Genomic DNA, 18,586 nt, shown 5'->3' on the forward strand with positions numbered 1-18,586 from the left:
TTCCCGCCGCTGGCGATACGAACAATAAGAACGCCATAAGCTGGCGGGGGCGGGCGCGGTGCGTCCGCGCCGGGGGAGCGTAGATGAACATGGTAATGCCTCGGACCGGTCTGAACGAACTTTCCCGCATGGCGCGGGTGGTTCGTGGGCTGGGGTCTCCGTTCGTGGCGCAGGTACTGGAGGCGGGGCAGCGCCAGTTGTGGCGGGGCCCGGAAAGCGAAGCGGCGATCCTCGGCTGGCGGGGTGATGCCGCTGCTGCGGCCTTGGCGATGCGCTTCAACGCAGCGTTGCACTTTCTCGCGCGGCGGGGTGCTCCCGTTTCCCTCGCGGCTCTGTATCGCGCCGGCAATGGCGATTTCGACGGCGCGGTAGGCGAAGCGCTGGAGACCGAGGATACGCTGATCGCCGACTTCCTGCGCCGCACGCCGCAGACCAACGAAGTCGGGCGCTCCGGGGCGATCGTCGCAGCGCTGATGCAGGTCCGTCGTCAGTTTGGACTGCCGTTCGAACTGCTCGAGATCGGATCGAGCTGCGGGCTCAACCTCAATCTAGGTCGCTATGGTTTTGATTTGGGCGGCGTGCTCGCCGGCGATCGCCATTCGCCGGTACAGGTGGTGCCGGACTGGCAAGGCCTCGCGCCGCTTCCGGCCCCGTTGGAAGTTGTCGGCGCACGCGGCGTGGACCTCAACCCGCTCGATGCGAACGATCCCGCGACATGCGAACGCCTGATGGCCTATATCTTCGCCGATCAGCCGCAGCGGCTGCATCGCTTGGAACAGGCGATCGGCATGGCTCGTCGGCACCCGCCGACTCTGGAACGGGGCGATGCATCGGTCTGGCTGGCGCAGGCGCTGGCAGCGCCACAGCCAGCGGGAGTGTGCCGCGTGGTGATGCATTCGATGGTGCTGCAATACTTGCCGTCGCAGGATCGGGCCCAGGTGATCGCGATGATTCAGGATGCCGGGCGATCGGCGACGCCGGATCGGCCGCTTGCCTGGGTCGGGTTCGAATGGACTGAGACACGCAGCGAAGTGCAACTGGCAGTAAGCTGGTTTCCCGGCCAATCGGAGCGGCGCATTCTGGCGGTGTGCCATCCCTATGGAAATTCGGTCGACTGGCGGGGCTGACCTTATACCTCGACTGACTGCTCTGCGCGACCGGTTGAGCCGAACACGCGCAGATAGCGATCGATTTCGCCCGGTTCGCCGGTGGCCTTGGCGGGGTTGTCGGAAAGCTTGACCGCTGGACGGCCGTTTGCCGCCACTACCTTGCAGACCAGCGAGATCGGCTCCAGCCCAGCCTCCCCATCGGGATCGCAGCCGCGGAAATCATTGGTCAGGTTGGTCCCCCAGCCAAAGCTCATACGCACCCGGCCGTTGAAGTGGCGATAGGTCGCCTCGATTGAATCGACATCCATGCCGTCGGAGAAGATCAGCAGCTTCTCGCGCGGATCGCGGCCACGATCGAGCCACCAGCGCAGGATCTGTTCGCCTCCGGCGATCGGTGGCGCGCTGTCTGGACGGAAGCCGGTCCAATCCGCCACCCAGTCCGGTGCGCGGGCGAGGAAGGCACTGGTGCCGAATGCATCGGGCAGGGCGATCAGCAGGTTGCCGCCATAATGCGCGCGCCACTGTTCCAGCACCCGGTACGGCGCATCCGCGAGGCTGGCGTCGTCGGGCGACAGGGCGGCTTCCACCATCGGCAGCTCGTGCGCGTTGGTGCCGATCGCCTCCAGATCCGCATCCATGGCCAGCAGCACATTCGATGTGCCGAGGAAGCGATCGCCAAGACCTTCCTTCAGTGCCTCGACACACCAGCGCTGCCACAGGAAGCCGTGCCGGCGGCGCGTGCCGAAATCGGTGAGCACAAGATCCGGCAAGGTGCGCAGCCGCTCCACCTTCTCCCACAGCTTCGCCTTGGCACGGGCGTAGAGGACATCGAGCGCGAATCGATCCTTGTTGCGCATCGCGACCCGCGAGCGAAGCTCGTTGACGATCGCCAGCGCCGGGATCTCCCACATGCTGGTATGGCTCCAGGGGCCATGGAAGTGCAGCGCGAACTGCCCATCGCGTCGTTCCAGTTCATAGGGTGGCAGCTGGAAGTCGGCGAGCCACGCAATGAAATCGGGCGCGAACATCTGCGTCTTGCCGTAGAAACTGTTGCCGGCCAGCCAGATCAGCTCCTTCTTGGTGAAGCGGAGGCCGCGCGCGTGATCGAGCTGGGCGCGCAGTTCGGCTTCGTCGATCACCTCCGCGAGGCGTACTGTCTTCGTGCGATTGATGAGGGAGAAGGTTACCTGGGTTTCCGGGTGCAGACGCCGAATCATCTGCAGCATCAGCAGCTTGTAGAAATCGGTATCGAGCAAGCTGCGGACGATCGGGTCGAGCCGGAAGTTATGGTTGTAGGTCCGCGTGGCGATATCGGTGAAGGTCATGGCAATGCTCTTTTAGGATCGGCCGCGGTCCGGCGCGAGGAGGATCTCCCCCCGCTTGCGCTACTTCAAGCGTAGCGGCAGGCCTGCGGCAACGAACTGAACTTCCTGCGCCACCGCTGCCACGGCCTGGTTCAGCCGGCCGGCGGCATCGCGAAACCGGCGGGCGAGGGCGTTGTCCGGCACGATGCCGAGCCCGACTTCGTTCGCCACCAGGACCACCGGTCCGGTCGCCTGCGCCAGCGCGACCGCCAGCGCCTCGGTCTCCGCATCGAGATCCCGTTTCGCGAACAGCAGGTTCGAAGTCCATAGCGTGAGGCAGTCGATCAGCAGCACCCGATCCGGTGCGGCGTTGGCGGCGATGGCGGCGGACAGATCGATCGGCACCTCCAGCGTGGACCAGCGCGGGCCGCGATCGTCGCGGTGCCGGGCGATACGATCCGCCATTTCACCATCGAGCGCCTGGGCTGTTGCGACATAGAGCAGCGTCCCCGGCAGGAACTCCGCCCGTGCCTGGGCATAGCGGCTCTTGCCCGATCGGGCGCCACCGAGGACGAGCAGTTTGGTCATGACCGGGCTTCCTGGGCGAGCGCGATCAGCGCGGGAATGTCGACATGGGCCTCCAGGTCGGCGGCGATGGCGTCAAGCGCAGCATCGACCGAGGCGCCATATGCCTCCCCGGACGATTGCACGCCAATGCGGCCGAGCAGCGCGCGGCGCAGATCGGTGCCTGCGAGCAGGCCATGGAGATAGGTGCCCATCACCCGGCCATCGGCGGAAATCGCGCCATCAGGGCCGGAGGCCAGTTGCGCGAAGGCGCGCGTGGTATCCGGCCCGGTGGTGACGCCCATGTGCATCTCATAGCCTTCCACCGCGGCTTCCAGAGCAATGCCCCGCGCGGGGTGCAGCGCCTTTTCGCGCGTGAGTTCGGTGGTGACGTCCAGCAGCCCCAATCCCTCGGCAGTGCCCGGCGGCCCTTCGATTCCGTGCGGATCTGCGATCGTCCGCCCCAGCATCTGGTAGCCGCCGCAAATGCCCAGCACCGCGCCGCCCCGACGATGATGTGCGCGCAGATCGATGTCCCAGCCCTGTTCGCGAAGCGCGGCGAGATCGGCGATCGTTGCCTTCGAGCCGGGCAGGATCACCAGCGCGGCGTCTGCCGGCAGCGGCTGCCCCGGCGGGATCATTGCAAGGGTTACATCCGGCTCCAGCTTCAGCGGATCGAGATCGTCGAAATTCGCGATGCGCGGCAGCATCGGGCAGGCGATCCGCGTGCGTCCGCCCGTCGCGCGGCTGCTGCGTTCGAGCACGACCGCGTCCTCGCTGGGCAGTCGGCTGGCGGCGGAGAGCCACGGAATCAGGCCATAGCCGCGCCAGCCCGAGCGTACTTCGATTGCCGCATAACCATCGGCGAACAATGCCGGATCGCCGCGGAACTTGTTGATCAGGAACCCGCGGATCATCGCGGCATCCTCGGGGTCCAGCACGGCGCGCGTGCCGACGATCGCCGCGATCACGCCGCCGCGATCAATGTCACCCACTAGCAACACCGGCACATTGGCCGCGCGAGCGAACCCCATATTGGCGATGTCGCCCGCGCGCAGATTGATCTCCGCCAGCGAACCCGCACCCTCTACCAATACCAGATCGCATTGCGCGCGCAGCCGGGCGAACCCGGCCAGCACATCGCCCAGCAACGGCTTGCGCGCTGCCCGGAAATTGCCTGCGTGGAGCGTGCCGCGGACCTTGCCGCCGACGATCAGTTGCGAGGTGCGATCCGCCTGCGGCTTCAGCAGCACCGGGTTCATGTCGGTATGGGGCTGCACGCGGCAGGCGAGCGCCTGCAATGCCTGGGCGCGACCGATTTCGCCGCCATCCTCCGTTACCGCCGCATTGTTCGACATGTTCTGCGGTTTGAATGGGCGAACGCGCAGCCCCCGATTGGCAAGTGCACGGCACAGACCGGCAACCAGCACCGATTTGCCGACATCCGATCCGGTACCCTGTAGCATCAGCGCAGCCATGCAATTCCTCCCGCGACGATCCAGAGCAGCGCGCAGGCGCGCGCATAGAGCTGCAGCCCGCGAACGATGTCACCGGCACTCGCCTGAGTTTTGCCGCTGCCGATCCACGGCTTCATATGGGTGACGCCGTCATATGCGATCGGCCCCGCCAGGCGGAGGCGAAGCACCCCCGCCATGGCGGCTTCCGGCCACCCTGCATTGGGGGATGCATGTTTGCGTGCGTCCCGGCGAACGGTTTGCCAGCCGCCTGGGCCTGCGCAGCACAGCAGCAGCGCCGAAAGCCGGGCAGGGGCCAGGTTGAGCAGATCGTCGGCACGGGCCGCCGCCCAGCCAAAGGCCCGCCAGCGCGGCTCGCGATGGCCGATCAGGCTGTCGGCGGTATTGATGGCCTTGTAGGCCCAAAGACCCGGCAGTCCCCCGATGAGCAACCAGAAGAGCGGCGCAACGACGCCGTCGCAGAAGCTTTCGGCCAAGCTTTCGATGGCGGCCCGGGCGACCCCGGCTGCGCCGAGTGTTTCGGTGTCGCGCCCGACGATGCGACCGAGCGCGGTACGCGCCGCTGGCAGGTCGCCTGCGGCCAGCGCGATGGCGACAGGCCGGACATGGACGTAGAGACTGTGCTGCGCGAGTCCAGGAAAGGCGGCGATGGCAATGATCACCCAGCCGCCCGTTATCCGTGCGGCGGCAGTTTCGATGCCGATGCCGATGCCGATCGTGATGAGCAGCAACAGAATGACGGTGGCGAGTCCCAGCAGCCGGCGCGCGGGTTCCGCTGCGGTTTCGCGATTCCAGCGGCGTTCGCAGGCGCCGATGATACGTGCGAAGCCGCCCACCGGATGCCCGATCCGGCGATACAATGCGTCCGGCCATCCAATCGCCGCGTCCAAGCCAAGGGCGAGGAGGGCAATGGGATCAGCCATGGGCCAGGGCCCGGTCGAGCCGATCGAAGGCTGCCTCGTCGGCGGGCAGGCCAAAACGGAGCCAATGGGGCGTATAGTCGAACGGCCGGGTCAGGATATGCGCCCGCGCAAGCCGGTCGAAGCACGGGGCGGCATCTTCCACTTCGACCAGACGGAACAGCGGGCAGGCCCCCATCGGAGCAAGGTCGTGGCGGCGTAACAGGGCATCAAGCCGTGCGGCATGGTCGGCCAGAGCGATGCGGCTGGCGGCGATCCAGCGACGGTCCCGATAGGCGCGGGTGGCGATCTCCAGCGTAGCGGCGCCGATCGGCCAATCGCCCAACGCGCGGCGATAGGCGGCGATGATCGGTGGGGGGGCGATTACGAAGCCTAGTCGCAGCCCCGCGAGCCCGAAGAATTTGCCGAAGGACCGGAAGACGATCAGGCGATTCTCCGGTGTGACCTGGCCCGCGATGCTGGCATCCGGGTGCGCATCGACAAAGGCTTCGTCGACGATCAGCCAGCCACCCGCCACCTCGCGTTCGCGCAATTGCGCGTCCAGCGCGGGGCGTGGCTGCAGCGTGCCGCACGGATTGTTCGGATTGGCGAGGATTAGGGCTGCGTCTACCGGCGGCGGCGGTGTTTCCGACGCGAGCGGGGTGCTGGTGGCGAACATCGCTCCATGGGTGCGGTAACCGGGCACGCGATGCAAGGCGCGGCCGCCGAGCAGCATCCCCAGCAGCCGCAAGCCGATTTCGCTGCCCGGAAGCGCGCAGACGAACGCCGGGTTGACGCCGAAATGGCCGGCCGCCGCTGCTTCGAGCGCCGCAAGGGCCGCGGGTTGGGGCAGGCCATGCCAATCCCAATCCAGATCGGGCGGCACCGGCCAGGGCAAGGGGGTGATCCCGGTGGAAAGGTCGATCCAGGCACCGTCGCCATAGACAGCGCGGGCGGCGGCGAGGTTGCCGCCATGGTGGCGCAGCGCGGCGCTCATCCGATCCGCAGCGCGATCAGGAGGAAGACGAGCAGCCCGGTTTCGACCAGTTCGATCCCGGCGCCGTGGCCGTCTCCCGAAATGCCGCCCAGCATCGTCCGCAGCCGCCACCCCCAACCGGCGATCAGCACCGGTGCGGCGAACAGCGCGGGCGTGGCCAAAGCGCCGGCAAAGCCGAGCAGGATAAGCCAGGCAATCAGGTCCCCCGGGCGAATGACGTTGCGGAAGCGGCTTGCCAGCCCCTCATAGAGCGGGGGCAACCACCAACTCCATACTAGCGGGCCGAGGCGGGCTGCGGCGGGAACGAATACCAGCGTCCAGGCAATCGGGCTGGCGATCAGCACATGGAGCAGCACCAGCTTGGCGATCAGCTGCACGCCGATGGCGGTCACGCCGAAGCTGCCGACATGCGGATCGGCGAGTACCTCGCGTAGCCGCTCGGGGCCCTTGTGGATCGCGCCGCCGGAATCCGCCAGATCGCCCAGCCCATCGAGATGCAGTGCACCGGTGATCGCCACCCACGTCACCAGCGCGGCCAGCGCGCCGACCCATGGATCCAGCTGCGCGCCGATCCAGCCGGTTACGGCGACCAGGATACCGATCACCAGTCCTGCCGCCGGAAACCAGCGGATCGACCGGCCGAACGCGCCCGCATCGGCCTGTACCGCGGGGAGCGGAAGGCGCGTAAGGAATTGCAGGGCGAGCAGGAGTTCTTTCACGTAATCAATCCGACGATTTGGCCGATGCGTGGCGTGCCGGGCCAGAGGCGCAGGCTCAGCAGGGCAGCATGGGGGAGGGCGATATTCCAGAGTTGTGGGAAGTTGATCGTGCAGGTCGACGCCAACGCCGCGCGCATCGCGCCGCCATGGGTGACGACCAAGGTGGGCCTGTCGATCGTCGCCAGCGCTGCCGTGACTCGCGCCACCAGCGCCGGCCAGGCCTCCCCGCCGGGCGGGGACCGATCCGCTGGGTCGGTCTGGAACGCCGCCAGCGCGTCGCGATCGATCGCATCGAAGGGCAGCCCATCCCATGCGCCGAAATCCAGTTCGCGCCATCGCATGTCGATCTGTACGGGTAGTTCCCAGGACGCGGCGATCCGCTCGGCCGCCGCGCGGGCGCGCCAGAGGTCGGATGTCACGATGCGGAGCCCTTGGAGCGCGCCTACGCGCTCGGCACAGGCATCGATCCCTTCCGTCAGCGGCACGGCATCGGTGCGGCCGATCAGTCGCCCTTCGGCGTCGGTGATGCCGTGGCGCAGCAGGTGGACGGTGACAGCGTTCATGCGCCGCTGGTGACACCGGCTTCGGCGAAGGTCGCCATGCCGTTATGCGCGGCCAGCGCCGATCGGATCACCGCGGCGGCTACTGCCGCACCGCTTCCTTCCCCAAGCCGCATGTCCAGTTCCAGCAACGGCCGCAGCCCGAGCCGATCGAGCAGCAGGCGATGGCCGGGCTCCGCCGAGCAATGGGCCGCGATACAATGGTCGACGATCGCCGGTGCGGCGACCGCAAGTGGGGCGATGGCGGCGCAGCAGATATAGCCGTCCAGCAGCACCGGCACCCGGGCATGGCGCGCGGCGACGGTGGCGCCCGCGATCGCCGCCAGTTCGCGCCCCCCCACGCGGCGCAGCGTTTCGAACGGGGTGGCGGACGCTTCGGCGTGGCGGGCCATCGCGCGCTCGATCACCGCGCCCTTCAGCGACACGCCCGATGCGCTCAGCCCCGTGCCGGGGCCGACCCAATCGGTGGCGGCCCCGCCGAAGCTGCGCAGGCAGAGCGCCGCCGCAGCGGTGGAGTTGGCAATACCCATTTCGCCGAGCAGCAGCAGGTCGCTGCCCGGCTCCACGGCTGCGGCGCCTGCGTTCAGCGCCGCAAGGCATTCCTCTTCCTCCATCGCCGGCGCGGCGGTGAAATCGGCGGTCGGGCGATCGAGGTGCAGGGGAACCACGCGCAGCGGGATTCCGATCGCGCCGGTCAGCGCGTTGATTGCGGCGCCGCCCGCGGCGAAATTCGCGACCATCTGTGCGGTGACTGCCGGCGGGAAGGCGCTCACTCCCTGCGTCGCGACGCCGTGATTGCCGGCGAAGATCACTGCCTGCGCACCGTCGATCCCGGGACGTTCTCGCGCTTGCCACCCAGCAAGGAACAACGCGATCTCCTCCAGCCGGCCGAGCGATCCCGGTGGCTTCGTCAACTGCATCTGGCGGCGGGCTGCCGCGTCGACTGCCGCGTGATCGGATCCTGGCAGGTCCGTCAGGGCCAGATGAAAGGCATCAATGCTGTCGAAGCGTTGATATCTGGATTGTGCCGGCGCTACCTGCTTCAACGTCTACACCCTTCGATCGATCATATCCGCGCCGGATGCGCGGCACCCGACGACCATTGTGTTTGTCGCTCGGACGGCCATGCGAACCGCACTCTGGCCACGACTTGGACCGGAGAAGAGCGACCCGTATCGGCAGGCCTCCTGGCTTGCGGGTCGCCGCGGATCGGCCGGCCTTCTCGGAATCGCATCCAATGGCATTGTGGCCGATCGCTCGCCGCGTACAGTTGCTGGGGCAGCTGCGGCTTTGGGCATGCCCGAACCGCATTCCCTATCAAGCCCGTGGGCACCGATACGGTTGGTGGAGGTGAAACCCCCGTCTGCGCTCTAGCGAGCGGATCATCGCGGCGCCAGAGGTGGTCGCTGCCCCCGATTACTGATTTCTATTCCCTGTCTCGGGCAGGAGCCGATACAAGCGTAGCGCGAGCGCGAGCAGCGTTTCCACGGCGTCCTCGCCCTCGCCGAGAAGATAAACGGACCGCAGCTTCTCCGCGGCGGCGTGGGTCGCGCGGATGACGCTCGCCAGATCGGGGTCCCAATCCATCTTCGATTCCACCCGCCGTACCCGTACGAGCAGCCAGGCGAGCTTGTGTGCGGCGTCGATCAGGTGGATGCGTTCAGCCGCCAGGAAAGCGGTATTTCCGGTCGATTGCAGCACCGCTGCGGAAAGCGTCGCGATCGCTTCTGCCAGCCCGTGTGCATCCGTGTGAGGAATATCGTCCGTATCGGATACTTTATCCGCGTCTCGAATAAAGTTCTGGTATTCAAATGGTCTCTTTTCGTCCAAACCTGACGCGACAGGGCTATTGCGTAACGCTACGTCGGGCGGAGGTTGTTCTTTCATATTCGTACTTTGTACGATAGGTTGTCAATTACAACTATGTTTGTTGTCAAAATGGACCTATCGACTTGGTTTCCACTGCATGTCGGATCGGGCGTCTGCCGGCAGCGTGCAAAATCTTGCGCGCGCGTTGACCCGCGCGGATCGGCTACCTAGTTTCGCGGCGATGTTTGCCAGTGAACCCCCGCTGACGCTGCCGACCATCGTGTTGGTCGAGGATGATCCCCAGTTGCGGACGCTGACCGCGCGCGCGCTGCAGGAACATGGATATACGGTTCGCCCCGCATCCTCCGCCCCGGAGATGTGGCTCGCGTTGGAGAACGGTCCGATCGATCTGGTGCTGCTCGACGTGATGCTGCCGGGTACGAGTGGGATCGATCTGTGCCGGGCAATCCGACAGAAGAGTTCGGTACCGATTATCTTCATTTCCGCGAAGGGCAGCGAAACCGATCGCGTTGTCGGTCTTGAGCTGGGCGCCGACGATTATTTGCCCAAGCCGTTCGGGACGCGCGAGCTGGTCGCGCGCGTACGCGCAGTCCTTCGCCGGGGCGGCAGCGAGCGTGACCCCAGCGAACGCCCCGCGGGGCTGATCCAGTTCGAGGGCTGGACCGTGAACCTGCCGCGGCGGGAGCTGATGTCGCCCACCGGCGCGGTTGTCGATCTCACCGGCGCCGAGTTCGATTTGCTCGTCACGCTGTGCGATCATGCCGGTCGCGTCATTTCGCGCGAACGTCTGATCGAGCTTTCTCGAACGCGGCTGGGCGACAGCTCGGATCGTAGCATCGATGTGCTGGTTAGCCGATTGCGCCGCAAGCTTTCCGATGCCGGTCATGCCGCACCGATCGCCACGGTGCGCGGTGTGGGCTATACCCTCAACGTGCCCGTTACCCGCGCTTGAGAGTGTCGCTCAGGCGGCCTTCGGGCATTGTCGGCCGCATCTTCGCGGTCCTTCTGCTCACAATCCTGGTCGAATTCGGCGTTTCGACGCTGCTGTACGAACGCGCGAGTCAGTTTTCGGTGCGGGACGACGAGGCGCGGCGGTTGGCCGAGCATCTGGTTATCGCCCGCAAGCTGCTCGTTGAACAGCCCACGGATCGCAGGCAGCAACTTGCGGCGGAATTGACGACGTCGCGGTACGAGATCCAGTGGATGCCCAGCCTGCCGCCGGCGCTCCGGACGCAGCCCGAGCTCGATCGGATCTATGAACAGGTCCTGCTGTGGGAGCCCAGTCTTGCGGCGGCGGACCTGCGGCTACGGCTGACGTCCCAAGGGCGTCACGCGTTGATCGTCGGTGCGCTCATGTTGCCCGATGGCAGTTGGCTGTATTTCCGAACGCGCGAGCAGGTGCATCAGGCCGATCTGGGATCGGCACGTATCCTGCTGGCGCTCGCGCCCGCGCTGGCGCTGATCCTGATTAGCGGCGTGCTGGTCCGGCGGATGCTGCAGCCGATGCGGCGGCTTGCGGAAGCCGCTGACAAGGTGGGCACGACCGGAATCCATGAAGTGCCCGAAGAGGGCCCGCGCGAGCTGCGTCGCGTGATTAATGCCTTCAACCGGATGCAGGCGCGAATCCAGCGCCTGATTGCCGATCGAACTCAGGCCCTCGCTGCAGTCGGTCACGACATGCGTACGCCGCTTGCACGGTTGCGCCTCCGGGTCGACGGGGTGGCGGATCCGGACGTGCATGCCGCGATCGACGCCGATATCGGCGAGATGGAGGCGATGATCGCCTCGCTGCTGGCCTTTTTGGGAGGCGAGGGCGATGAGGAGAAGCCGGCGCGGGTCGACCTCGCTGTGCTGTGCGCTACGATCGCCGACGACAATGACGATCGCGGCCGCACCGTCGAGTATGACGGCCCGAGCCATTTCGAATATGTCATCCGCCCGCTGATGATGAAGCGAGCTCTAAACAACCTGGTGGATAATGCGGTCCATTATGCGGGGCAGGCCTGCATCCGGCTGGTGCCAGGCCGGGATGGGGTCGCGCTGCGGGTCGAGGACAAAGGGCCCGGTATTCCGGTCGAGGATCTGGAGCGGGTGACGCAACCGTTCGTGCGACTGGATACGGCGCGTTCGCGGGATACCGTTGGATTCGGCCTGGGCCTTTCCATCGTCGCGCGGGCCACCGAGGCCGAAGGGGGCCGATTCCGCTTGGTCAACCGGGACGGCGGCGGCCTTTGCGCCGAGATATTCCTGCCCCACGACGAGCGCCGCGGTTAGCAATCTTTCCTTACGAAAGCGCCGCAGTGCAGCAACTGCGCGTGCTTATCTTGGCATCCTGAACAAGTGCCCGCGCCGCGGGCCGGGCCGCAGGAGCTAGCCGTGAACGAAGTGATCGGACGCGTCGTCGATTTCGAGAAGCAGGTCTTCCCGAACCAGAGCGCACTCTATTCGAACCTTGCAGCCAACGGGCAGAGCCCCAAGGCGCTGATGATCTCATGCGCCGACTCGCGGGTGGTGCCCGAACATATCATCCAGGCACAGCCGGGAGACCTGTTCGTTTGCCGCAATGCGGGCAACATCGTACCGCCCTTCGCCACCCAGAATGGCGGCGTATCCTCGACGGTGGAATATGCCGTTGCGGCGCTGGGCGTTCGCGACATCATCGTCTGTGGTCATTCCGACTGCGGCGCGATGAAGGCGCTGATGAAGCCGGAGATGCTGGAAGGCATGCCGAATGTTGCCGCCTGGCTGCGCCATAGCCATGCCGCCAAGTGCGTGGTGGACGGCGGCTACAGCAATCTCGGCAACGCCGATGCCGTCCGCACCGCGGCGATGGAAAATGTCGTCGTGCAGCTTGCGCATCTGCGCACGCACCCCTCGGTTGCTGCGGGCATCGCCCGCGGTGAGATCGCGCTGCACGGCTGGTTCGTCGACATCGCGGCCGGCATGGTGCTTGGACTCGATGGCGAGACGGGCCGCTTCGTGCCGATCCGCGACGATCGCATGCCGGTGGCGCTGCCTGCCTTCCAGCGGCTTGCGAGCGATGTCGCGCTTGCGGAGGCTGCGGAATGACGTCCGTTCCCGCTGCGGAGAAGCCCAAAGGCTTCATCCGAGATTTCACGGCATCGATTGTCGTCTTCCTGGTGGCGATGCCGCTCTGCATGGGCATCGCTATCGCCTCCGGTGTGCCGCCGGAAAAGGGCCTGGTCACCGGCATCATCGGCGGCCTGGTCGTCGGCCTTCTTGCTGGTTCGCCGCTGCAGGTCAGCGGCCCGGCGGCGGGCCTTGCCGTCATCGTCTTCGAGCTGGTGCGCGAGCAGGGGCTATCCGCGCTCGGCCCGATCCTGATCCTCGCCGGGCTGATCCAGGTAGTGGCGGGCGTTCTCCGGGTCGGTGGATGGTTCCGTGCCATTTCCCCCGCCGTGGTGCACGGGATGCTCGCTGGTATCGGCGTGCTAATCGTCGTCGGACAGTATCATGTGCTGTTCGATGCCAAGCCGCTGTCTAGCGGGCTCGCGAATCTTGCGGCGATGCCGGGCCGTCTGCTCGGTCTTTCGTCGAACCTCGCCTCTGCGGAATTGGCGTTGGCGCTGGGCCTTCTTACGATCGCGTCGATGATCGGCTGGGACAAGTTCAAGCCGGCCGCCGTGAAGCTGATCCCTGGCGCGCTGGTGGGGGTCGTTGCGGCGACTCTTGTGGCGTTCAGCCTCGGCCTGGATGTGACCCGCGTCAGCGTGCCCTCCAATATCGTTTCCGCGATCGCGCTGCCCGAAGGCGGCTTCTTCGCCCGCTGGCTGGATCCGACGGTTATCACTGCTGCCGTCGCGCTGGCCTTCATCGCCAGTGCGGAAACGCTGCTTTCCGCCGCCGCGGTGGACCGGATGCACGACGGCGTTCGTACCAATTACAACAAGGAACTGCGCGCGCAGGGCATCGGCAACCTGCTGTGCGGCTTTGCCGGGGCGCTGCCGATGACGGGCGTGATCGTCCGTAGCTCGGCCAACGTCCAGGCCGGCGCGCAGACCCGCTGGTCGGCGGTGCTGCACGGTGCTTGGATCCTCGGTTTTGTGGCGCTGCTGCCGTGGCTGCTGCGGGAAATTCCGATGGCGTCGCTGGGCGCGGTGCTGGTCGTTACCGGTGCCAAGCTCGTGAACCTCAAGCATGTCCGCCACCTGTTCTCGCATTATGGCCTGCTGCCGGCGGCGATCTGGGCGGTGACCTGCCTGCTGGTGGTGACCGAGGACCTGCTGACGGGCGTGCTGGTCGGTATCGCACTTTCGCTGCTCGAATTGATTCCGAACCTTCGCCGCCTGGGGCTGAAGGTGGATCAAAGCGAATTGGCGGGTGCACACACGATCGCGCTGCATGGATCGGCGACCTTCGTGACGCTTCCGAAGCTTTCCGATCGGCTCGAAGCGGTTCCGGGTGGTGCGCCAGTGCGGCTGGATGTGAGCCAGCTGCAGGCGGTCGATCACAGCTGCGCGGAACTTCTCAAGGATTGGCTCCAGCGTCGCCGCGCCGGCGGTTCTTCGGTGGAGCTGGAAGGCGCCACCGGCAAGATGGCTGCGTTGGCGCGCTGAACGAAGCACACCCCGAAGAACTGAGGGCGGTTCCCTGCGGGAGCCGCCCTCTTTTTGTCAAATCTCCAGTTGGCTCCCCAGCTCGACCACCCGGTTGGTGGGCAGCTTGAAGAATTCCATCGCACTTTCTGCGTTGCGCACCATCCAGGCGAACAGCTTCTCGCGCCAGATCGCCATGCCGGGGCGCGAGGAGGGCAGCAGCGTCTGCCTTGCGAGGAAGTAGCTCGTCTCCATCGGCTTGAACGGCGCGCCGCACGCCTCGATCGCGGCAAGCGCCGCCGGCACATCGACCTCGTCCATGAAGCCATAGTGCAGCATCACGCGGAAGAAGCCGTCGCCGAGCGCTTCCATGCTGGTGCATTCGGGGCCACGCACATGGGGCACTTGTTCGATCGCCACGGTCAGCAGCACGATGCGTTCGTGCAGCACCTTGTTGTGCTTCAGATTGTGGAGCAGCGCCGGGGGAATGCTGTCTGGCGTGGACGTAAGGAACACGGCGGTTCCTTTCACCCGCGTCGCGCTCTGGGCAGCGGAGCGGATGAACAACGCGATCGGCATCGCACCTTCCTGCAGCCGCGCCAGTACCAGGCGCCGGCCGCGCGACCAGGTGGTCAGCAGCACGAAGGCGACCGCCGCGACGAGCAGCGGGAACCAGCCGCCATCGGGGATCTTGGTGATGTTCGAGGCGAAATAGGCGCCGTCGATCAGCAGGAACGTGCCGGTGACGAGGCCGGCCAGCAGCGGATGCCATTTCCACACCGCGAAGGTGAGAACGCCGAGCATACAGGCGGTGATGAACATGGTGCCGGTGACGGCGATGCCATAGGCAGACGCAAGGTTGCTCGAACTGCGGAAGCCGAGCGCGAGCAGCACGACAAGTACCAGCAGTCCCCAGTTGACCAGGGGCACATAGACCTGGCCCGCGGCCTTGGCGCTCGTGTGGAGGATGCGGAGCCGCGGCAGGAAGCCAAGTTGCACAGCTTGCTGCGACACGGAGAAGGCACCCGAGATCACGGCCTGGCTGGCGATCACCGTCGCCATGGTGGCGAGGATGACAAGGGGCAGGCGTGCCCAATCCGGTGCCATCAGGAAGAAGGGGTTCTCGATCATCGCCGGGTTGCGCAGGATCAGCGCCGACTGGCCCAGATAGTTGAGCAACAGGCACGGGAAGGCGACGTACAGCCACGACACCATGATCGCCCGCCGCCCAAAATGGCCCATATCGGCGTAAAGCGCTTCAGCGCCGGTCACGGCTAGTACGACCGATCCGAGCGCGAGGAACGCCAGCGCCGGATCGAGCGTGAAGAATTGCACCGCGTACCAGGGGTTGAGCGCCCAAAGGATTTCCGGCGCTGCGGCGATTCCGCGGATGCCGAGAATGGCAAGCACCAGGAAATAGACGAGCATGACGGGACCAAACAGTTTGCCTACGCTCGCGGTGCCGCGTGCCTGGATGGCGAACAACCCAACCAGGATGGCGATGGTTATCGGCAGCACCAGCGGCGTAAGGCCCTGCTGCACCGTCGTGATGCCTTCCACCGCAGAGAGCACGGAGATGGCGGGGGTGATGATCGCGTCGCCGTAGAAAAGCGCAGTGGCGATCACGCCGATCATCGTGATGGCGATGCCCCAGCGCGTCTGGCCCATCTTGCGGGTGATCAGGGCGAGCAATGCGAGGCTGCCGCCTTCGCCCTTGTTGTCGGCCCGCAGGATCAACGCGACATATTTGACGGTGACGATCATCGTCATCGTCCAGAAGATCAACGAAAGGACGCCGTAGATATGCGCCGAATCCACCGTCAGCGGATGGTGGCCGATGAAACTCTCTTTAAGCGAATATAGCGGCGAGGTACCGATATCGCCGAAAACGACGCCAATGGCGCCGACCGCAAGTGCGCTCGGCGTTTCCTGGTGCGCATGCGCGGGCGATTCGCCGGCGCTGCTTTGCTGCTCCACTGCAGGTCTCCGTGACCCGATCGATTCGGGTGCGGCGCTTTATGCATGGTGCACGGGCGCTTCCACGAATTTTATGGAATCTTTACGAGCGGTGCAGACGGTGTTCCGGGTCGGTTCAGGGCGTGGCGCCCCAAAAGGAAAGGGCCGCACCAATTGCTTGGTACGGCCCTTGCCTTGATCGGAGTCGCTCGACTCAGCCCTGCGCGTCTTCCGCGGGGGCATCGGTCGCGATTTCGCCCGGCTCGGCGTTGGGATCATATTCCTCGGTGAAGCCGGCTTCTTCGCGCTCGAACATCGCCGCCATCACGTCGACGCCCTGCGCCTGCATTTCGGCTTCTTCCGGCGAACGGGCGACGTTGACCTTGATCGTCACCGGAACTTCCGGGTGAAGGGCAACCTTGACCTCATAGAGGCCGATCGCCTTGATCGGGCGGTCGAGAACGACCTGCGACTTGTTGACCTTGTGGCCATCGGCGACCAGCACGTCGACAAGATCGCGCACTGCGACCGAGCCGTACAGCTGGCCGGTGTTCGATGCCTGGCGGATCAGGGTGACCGAAACGCCCTCGAGCGTCTTGGCTTCCTTCTCGGCGTCGACGCGACGGGCTGCGTTCTCGGCTTCGATGCGCTCGCGATTGGCTTCGAAGACCTTGCGGTTGGCTTCGTTGGCGCGGAGCGCCTTCTTGCGCGGCAGCAGGAAGTTACGGGCGAACCCATCCTTCACCTTCACCACGTCGCCGATGTGGCCGAGCTTCTCAACGCGCTCCAGCAGAATGACTTCCATGGATCCGCTCCTTACTTAACGATGTAGGGCAGCAGGCCCAGGTGACGGGCGCGCTTGATGGCCTGGGCCAGCTCGCGCTGCTTCTTCGCGCTCACCGAGGTGATGCGCGAGGGGACGATCTTGCCGCGTTCGGAGACGAAGCCCTGCAGCAGGCGGACGTCCTTGTAATCGATCCGGGGCGCATCCTTCGCGGAGAAGGGGCAGCTCTTGCGGCGGCGGAAAAACGGTCGTGCCATGGTCTATCGCTCCTTATTCGCCGTCGAAACCGCCGTCGCGCTCGCGACGACCACGACGCTCGCGGTCACCCTTGCGCATCATCACCGACGGGCCCTGCTCGTGGCCGTCAACCTTGACGGTCATGTAGCGGATCACGTCTTCGTTGATCTGCGTCTGGCGCTCCAGCTCGGCGACCACGCCTGCCGGCGCGTCGATTTCGAGCATCACATAATGCGCCTTGCGGTTCTTCGCGATGCGATAGGCCAGGCTGCGAAGACCCCAGGTCTCGGTCTTCACGACCTTGCCGTTATTGTCTTCGACGATCTTGGTGGCGGTTTCCGCCAGCGCGTCCACTTGCGCCTGTGCCAGATCCTGGCGCGCAAGGAACACATGCTCGTACAGAGCCATTCGTTCTCTTCCATGTTGGCCGATCGCTGACGCCGCCCCATGCGGTCGCCCCTCCGGCTGTCGTCTCGATAAAGCAAACGGAGCGGCCGCATCGCTGCTCCGCTCCGATCGGGTGCCCTTACACGCAGGTCAGGGGTAAAGGCAAGCCCGTTCGGCGCGTCGGGCTTGCATCCATAACGCGTTCGGCACTAACGCGCGGCGCCATTATAGAAGCGTTCGCGAAAGGGAGCCATCATGCGCGCATTCATTTTTCCGGGCCAGGGCAGCCAGGCGGTCGGCATGGGCAAGGCGCTGGCCGAGGCGAGCCCCGCCGCGCGCGAAGTGTTCCAGGAAGTCGACGAGGCCCTGGGCCAGCATCTGTTCAAGCTGATGAGCGAGGGGCCGGAGAGCGATCTGACGCTGACCGCCAACGCCCAGCCGGCGATCATGGCCAACGCCATCGCGGTGCTGCGCGTGCTGGAAAAGGAAGGCGGCATCCGTCTGGCCGACAAGGCCGATTTCGTCGCGGGCCACTCGCTCGGCGAATATACCGCGCTGTGCGCCGCGGGTGCGCTGGACCTTCCCACCACGGCGAAGCTGCTGCGCAAGCGCGGCGATGCGATGCAGTCGGCGGTGCCGGTGGGCGAGGGCGCGATGGCCGCGCTGCTCGGCGCCGATCTGGTCAAGGCGCAGGCGATCGCCGATGCGGCTGCCGAGGGCGAGGTGTGCACCGTCGCCAACGACAATGATCCGACCCAGGTGGTGATCTCCGGCGCCCGCGCCGCGATCGAGCGCGCGGTGGCGATCGCCAAGGACCATGGCGCCAAGCGCGCGTTGCTGCTGCCGGTTTCGGCGCCGTTCCATTGCCCGCTGATGCAGCCGGCGGCGGACGCGATGGAGAAGGCGCTGGCCGAGGTGGCGATCCAGGCGCCGCTGGTGCCGGTCTATGCCAATGTGACGGCAGCGCCCGTTTCCGATCCCGCGACCATCCGCACCCTGCTCGTCGAGCAGGTGACGGGCATGGTGCGCTGGCGCGAATCGGTGTCGGCCATGTTCGAGGGCGGCGTGCACGAATTTGTCGAGCTGGGCGGCAAGGTGCTCGGCGGCATGGTCAAGCGTATCAGCCCCGACGCGACCGTGACCAGCGTGGTGAGCATGGACGATATCGAGGCGCTGATTAAGGTGCTTTAAGAAGACAAGGGCGGTTCA

The 18,586-nt window shown here is 65.9% G+C and carries 19 protein-coding genes and 1 riboswitch; of the genes, 6 read left to right on the forward strand and 13 right to left on the reverse strand.

All coding sequences use genetic code 11. The features are described 5' to 3' along the window. Nucleotides 1-89: 89 nt before the first annotated feature. Nucleotides 90-1,127, forward strand: a complete 1,038-nt coding sequence (locus DD559_RS18195) for a DUF2332 domain-containing protein (protein WP_240610329.1) — start codon at nucleotides 90-92, stop codon at nucleotides 1,125-1,127. 2 nt (nucleotides 1,128-1,129) lie between these two features. Here DD559_RS18195 and pncB read toward each other — a convergent pair whose 3' ends face one another. The 9 genes from pncB to DD559_RS19680 form a co-directional block, all read right to left on the reverse strand. After that, on the reverse strand, nucleotides 1,130-2,434 hold the full coding sequence (gene pncB, locus DD559_RS18200) for a nicotinate phosphoribosyltransferase (RefSeq protein WP_116470419.1): 1,305 nt from the start codon (nucleotides 2,432-2,434) through the stop codon (nucleotides 1,130-1,132). Nucleotides 2,435-2,494: 60 nt separating this feature from the next. Next, nucleotides 2,495-3,001 (reverse strand): bifunctional adenosylcobinamide kinase/adenosylcobinamide-phosphate guanylyltransferase, encoded by a 507-nt coding sequence (gene cobU / locus DD559_RS18205; protein WP_116470420.1) that lies wholly within the window; start codon nucleotides 2,999-3,001, stop codon nucleotides 2,495-2,497. Beyond that, on the reverse strand, nucleotides 2,998-4,455 hold the full coding sequence (locus DD559_RS18210; RefSeq protein WP_116470421.1) for a cobyric acid synthase: 1,458 nt from the start codon (nucleotides 4,453-4,455) through the stop codon (nucleotides 2,998-3,000). The genes cobU and DD559_RS18210 overlap by 4 nt, the downstream gene beginning before the upstream one ends. Beyond that, complete coding sequence (cbiB, locus tag DD559_RS18215) at nucleotides 4,443-5,375, reverse strand: adenosylcobinamide-phosphate synthase CbiB (protein ID WP_116470422.1); 933 nt, start codon at nucleotides 5,373-5,375, stop codon at nucleotides 4,443-4,445. The genes DD559_RS18210 and cbiB overlap by 13 nt, the downstream gene beginning before the upstream one ends. Further along, complete coding sequence (locus tag DD559_RS18220) at nucleotides 5,368-6,348, reverse strand: aminotransferase class I/II-fold pyridoxal phosphate-dependent enzyme (RefSeq protein WP_116470423.1); 981 nt, start codon at nucleotides 6,346-6,348, stop codon at nucleotides 5,368-5,370. The genes cbiB and DD559_RS18220 overlap by 8 nt, the downstream gene beginning before the upstream one ends. Beyond that, nucleotides 6,345-7,067 (reverse strand): adenosylcobinamide-GDP ribazoletransferase, encoded by a 723-nt coding sequence (locus DD559_RS18225; RefSeq protein ID WP_116470424.1) that lies wholly within the window; start codon nucleotides 7,065-7,067, stop codon nucleotides 6,345-6,347. The genes DD559_RS18220 and DD559_RS18225 overlap by 4 nt, the downstream gene beginning before the upstream one ends. After that, a complete protein-coding gene (locus DD559_RS18230) occupies nucleotides 7,064-7,630 on the reverse strand; it encodes a histidine phosphatase family protein (RefSeq protein ID WP_116470425.1) in 567 nt (188 codons plus the stop codon). Before DD559_RS18230 ends, DD559_RS18225 begins: the two co-directional genes overlap by 4 nt. After that, complete coding sequence (gene cobT / locus DD559_RS18235; protein WP_116470426.1) at nucleotides 7,627-8,673, reverse strand: nicotinate-nucleotide--dimethylbenzimidazole phosphoribosyltransferase; 1,047 nt, start codon at nucleotides 8,671-8,673, stop codon at nucleotides 7,627-7,629. The genes DD559_RS18230 and cobT overlap by 4 nt, the downstream gene beginning before the upstream one ends. A 114-nt stretch (nucleotides 8,674-8,787) precedes the next feature. Then, nucleotides 8,788-8,979: riboswitch (cobalamin riboswitch) on the reverse strand. A 64-nt stretch (nucleotides 8,980-9,043) separates the two neighbouring features. After that, nucleotides 9,044-9,514, reverse strand: coding sequence for a hypothetical protein (locus tag DD559_RS19680; protein ID WP_133243859.1), 471 nt, complete (start codon nucleotides 9,512-9,514; stop codon nucleotides 9,044-9,046). A 184-nt stretch (nucleotides 9,515-9,698) separates the two neighbouring features. Here DD559_RS19680 and DD559_RS18245 point away from each other — a divergent pair, with 184 nt between their 5' ends. The 4 genes from DD559_RS18245 (at nucleotide 9,699) to DD559_RS18260 (ending at nucleotide 14,034) form a co-directional block, all read left to right on the forward strand. Next, complete coding sequence (locus tag DD559_RS18245; RefSeq protein WP_116471021.1) at nucleotides 9,699-10,409, forward strand: response regulator; 711 nt, start codon at nucleotides 9,699-9,701, stop codon at nucleotides 10,407-10,409. Then, nucleotides 10,406-11,731, forward strand: a complete 1,326-nt coding sequence (locus DD559_RS18250) for an ATP-binding protein (protein ID WP_165831147.1) — start codon at nucleotides 10,406-10,408, stop codon at nucleotides 11,729-11,731. Before DD559_RS18245 ends, DD559_RS18250 begins: the two co-directional genes overlap by 4 nt. A 102-nt stretch (nucleotides 11,732-11,833) precedes the next feature. Next, nucleotides 11,834-12,526 carry a carbonic anhydrase gene (locus tag DD559_RS18255; protein WP_116471023.1) on the forward strand — a complete coding sequence of 231 codons (693 nt, stop codon included), beginning with the start codon at nucleotides 11,834-11,836 and terminating at the stop codon, nucleotides 12,524-12,526. Beyond that, complete coding sequence (locus tag DD559_RS18260; protein ID WP_116470428.1) at nucleotides 12,523-14,034, forward strand: SulP family inorganic anion transporter; 1,512 nt, start codon at nucleotides 12,523-12,525, stop codon at nucleotides 14,032-14,034. The genes DD559_RS18255 and DD559_RS18260 overlap by 4 nt, the downstream gene beginning before the upstream one ends. A gap of 57 nt (nucleotides 14,035-14,091) precedes the next feature. Here the strand turns inward: DD559_RS18260 and DD559_RS18265 are convergent, their stop codons facing one another. The 4 genes from DD559_RS18265 to rpsF all read right to left on the reverse strand — a co-directional run bounded on the left by DD559_RS18265 (nucleotide 14,092) and on the right by rpsF (nucleotide 17,398). Then, a complete protein-coding gene (locus DD559_RS18265; protein ID WP_116470429.1) occupies nucleotides 14,092-15,990 on the reverse strand; it encodes a potassium transporter Kup in 1,899 nt (632 codons plus the stop codon). Between the two features lie 193 nt (nucleotides 15,991-16,183). After that, entirely contained in the window at nucleotides 16,184-16,774 is a 591-nt protein-coding gene (rplI, locus tag DD559_RS18270; RefSeq protein WP_116470430.1) for a 50S ribosomal protein L9, read from the reverse strand. 11 nt (nucleotides 16,775-16,785) lie between these two features. Then, nucleotides 16,786-17,010, reverse strand: coding sequence for a 30S ribosomal protein S18 (gene rpsR / locus DD559_RS18275; RefSeq protein WP_010543816.1), 225 nt, complete (start codon nucleotides 17,008-17,010; stop codon nucleotides 16,786-16,788). A 13-nt stretch (nucleotides 17,011-17,023) separates the two neighbouring features. After that, nucleotides 17,024-17,398 carry a 30S ribosomal protein S6 gene (gene rpsF / locus DD559_RS18280; protein ID WP_010543817.1) on the reverse strand — a complete coding sequence of 125 codons (375 nt, stop codon included), beginning with the start codon at nucleotides 17,396-17,398 and terminating at the stop codon, nucleotides 17,024-17,026. 234 nt (nucleotides 17,399-17,632) lie between these two features. Here rpsF and fabD point away from each other — a divergent pair, with 234 nt between their 5' ends. Next, nucleotides 17,633-18,568, forward strand: a complete 936-nt coding sequence (fabD, locus tag DD559_RS18285) for an ACP S-malonyltransferase (protein ID WP_116470431.1) — start codon at nucleotides 17,633-17,635, stop codon at nucleotides 18,566-18,568. The last annotated feature ends 18 nt before the right edge of the window (nucleotides 18,569-18,586 follow it).

The organism is Sphingomonas pokkalii, assembly GCF_003096275.1.
In the GTDB taxonomy this organism is placed as follows: domain Bacteria; phylum Pseudomonadota; class Alphaproteobacteria; order Sphingomonadales; family Sphingomonadaceae; genus Sphingomonas; species Sphingomonas pokkalii.

Excerpts from the sequence above, each read along its gene's own strand:
- DD559_RS18195 (WP_240610329.1), top strand. The coding sequence starts at position 90 with ATGGTAATGCCTCGGACCGGTCTGAACGAACTTTCCCGCATGGCGCGG.
- pncB (WP_116470419.1), bottom strand. The coding sequence starts at position 2,434 with ATGACCTTCACCGATATCGCCACGCGGACCTACAACCATAACTTCCGG.
- cobU (WP_116470420.1), bottom strand. The coding sequence starts at position 3,001 with ATGACCAAACTGCTCGTCCTCGGTGGCGCCCGATCGGGCAAGAGCCGC.
- DD559_RS18210 (WP_116470421.1), bottom strand. The coding sequence starts at position 4,455 with ATGGCTGCGCTGATGCTACAGGGTACCGGATCGGATGTCGGCAAATCG.
- cbiB (WP_116470422.1), bottom strand. The coding sequence starts at position 5,375 with ATGGCTGATCCCATTGCCCTCCTCGCCCTTGGCTTGGACGCGGCGATT.
- DD559_RS18220 (WP_116470423.1), bottom strand. The coding sequence starts at position 6,348 with ATGAGCGCCGCGCTGCGCCACCATGGCGGCAACCTCGCCGCCGCCCGC.
- DD559_RS18230 (WP_116470425.1), bottom strand. The coding sequence starts at position 7,630 with ATGAACGCTGTCACCGTCCACCTGCTGCGCCACGGCATCACCGACGCC.
- DD559_RS19680 (WP_133243859.1), bottom strand. The coding sequence starts at position 9,514 with ATGAAAGAACAACCTCCGCCCGACGTAGCGTTACGCAATAGCCCTGTC.
- DD559_RS18260 (WP_116470428.1), top strand. The coding sequence starts at position 12,523 with ATGACGTCCGTTCCCGCTGCGGAGAAGCCCAAAGGCTTCATCCGAGAT.
- rplI (WP_116470430.1), bottom strand. The coding sequence starts at position 16,774 with ATGGAAGTCATTCTGCTGGAGCGCGTTGAGAAGCTCGGCCACATCGGC.
- rpsR (WP_010543816.1), bottom strand. The coding sequence starts at position 17,010 with ATGGCACGACCGTTTTTCCGCCGCCGCAAGAGCTGCCCCTTCTCCGCG.
- rpsF (WP_010543817.1), bottom strand. The coding sequence starts at position 17,398 with ATGGCTCTGTACGAGCATGTGTTCCTTGCGCGCCAGGATCTGGCACAG.
- fabD (WP_116470431.1), top strand. The coding sequence starts at position 17,633 with ATGCGCGCATTCATTTTTCCGGGCCAGGGCAGCCAGGCGGTCGGCATG.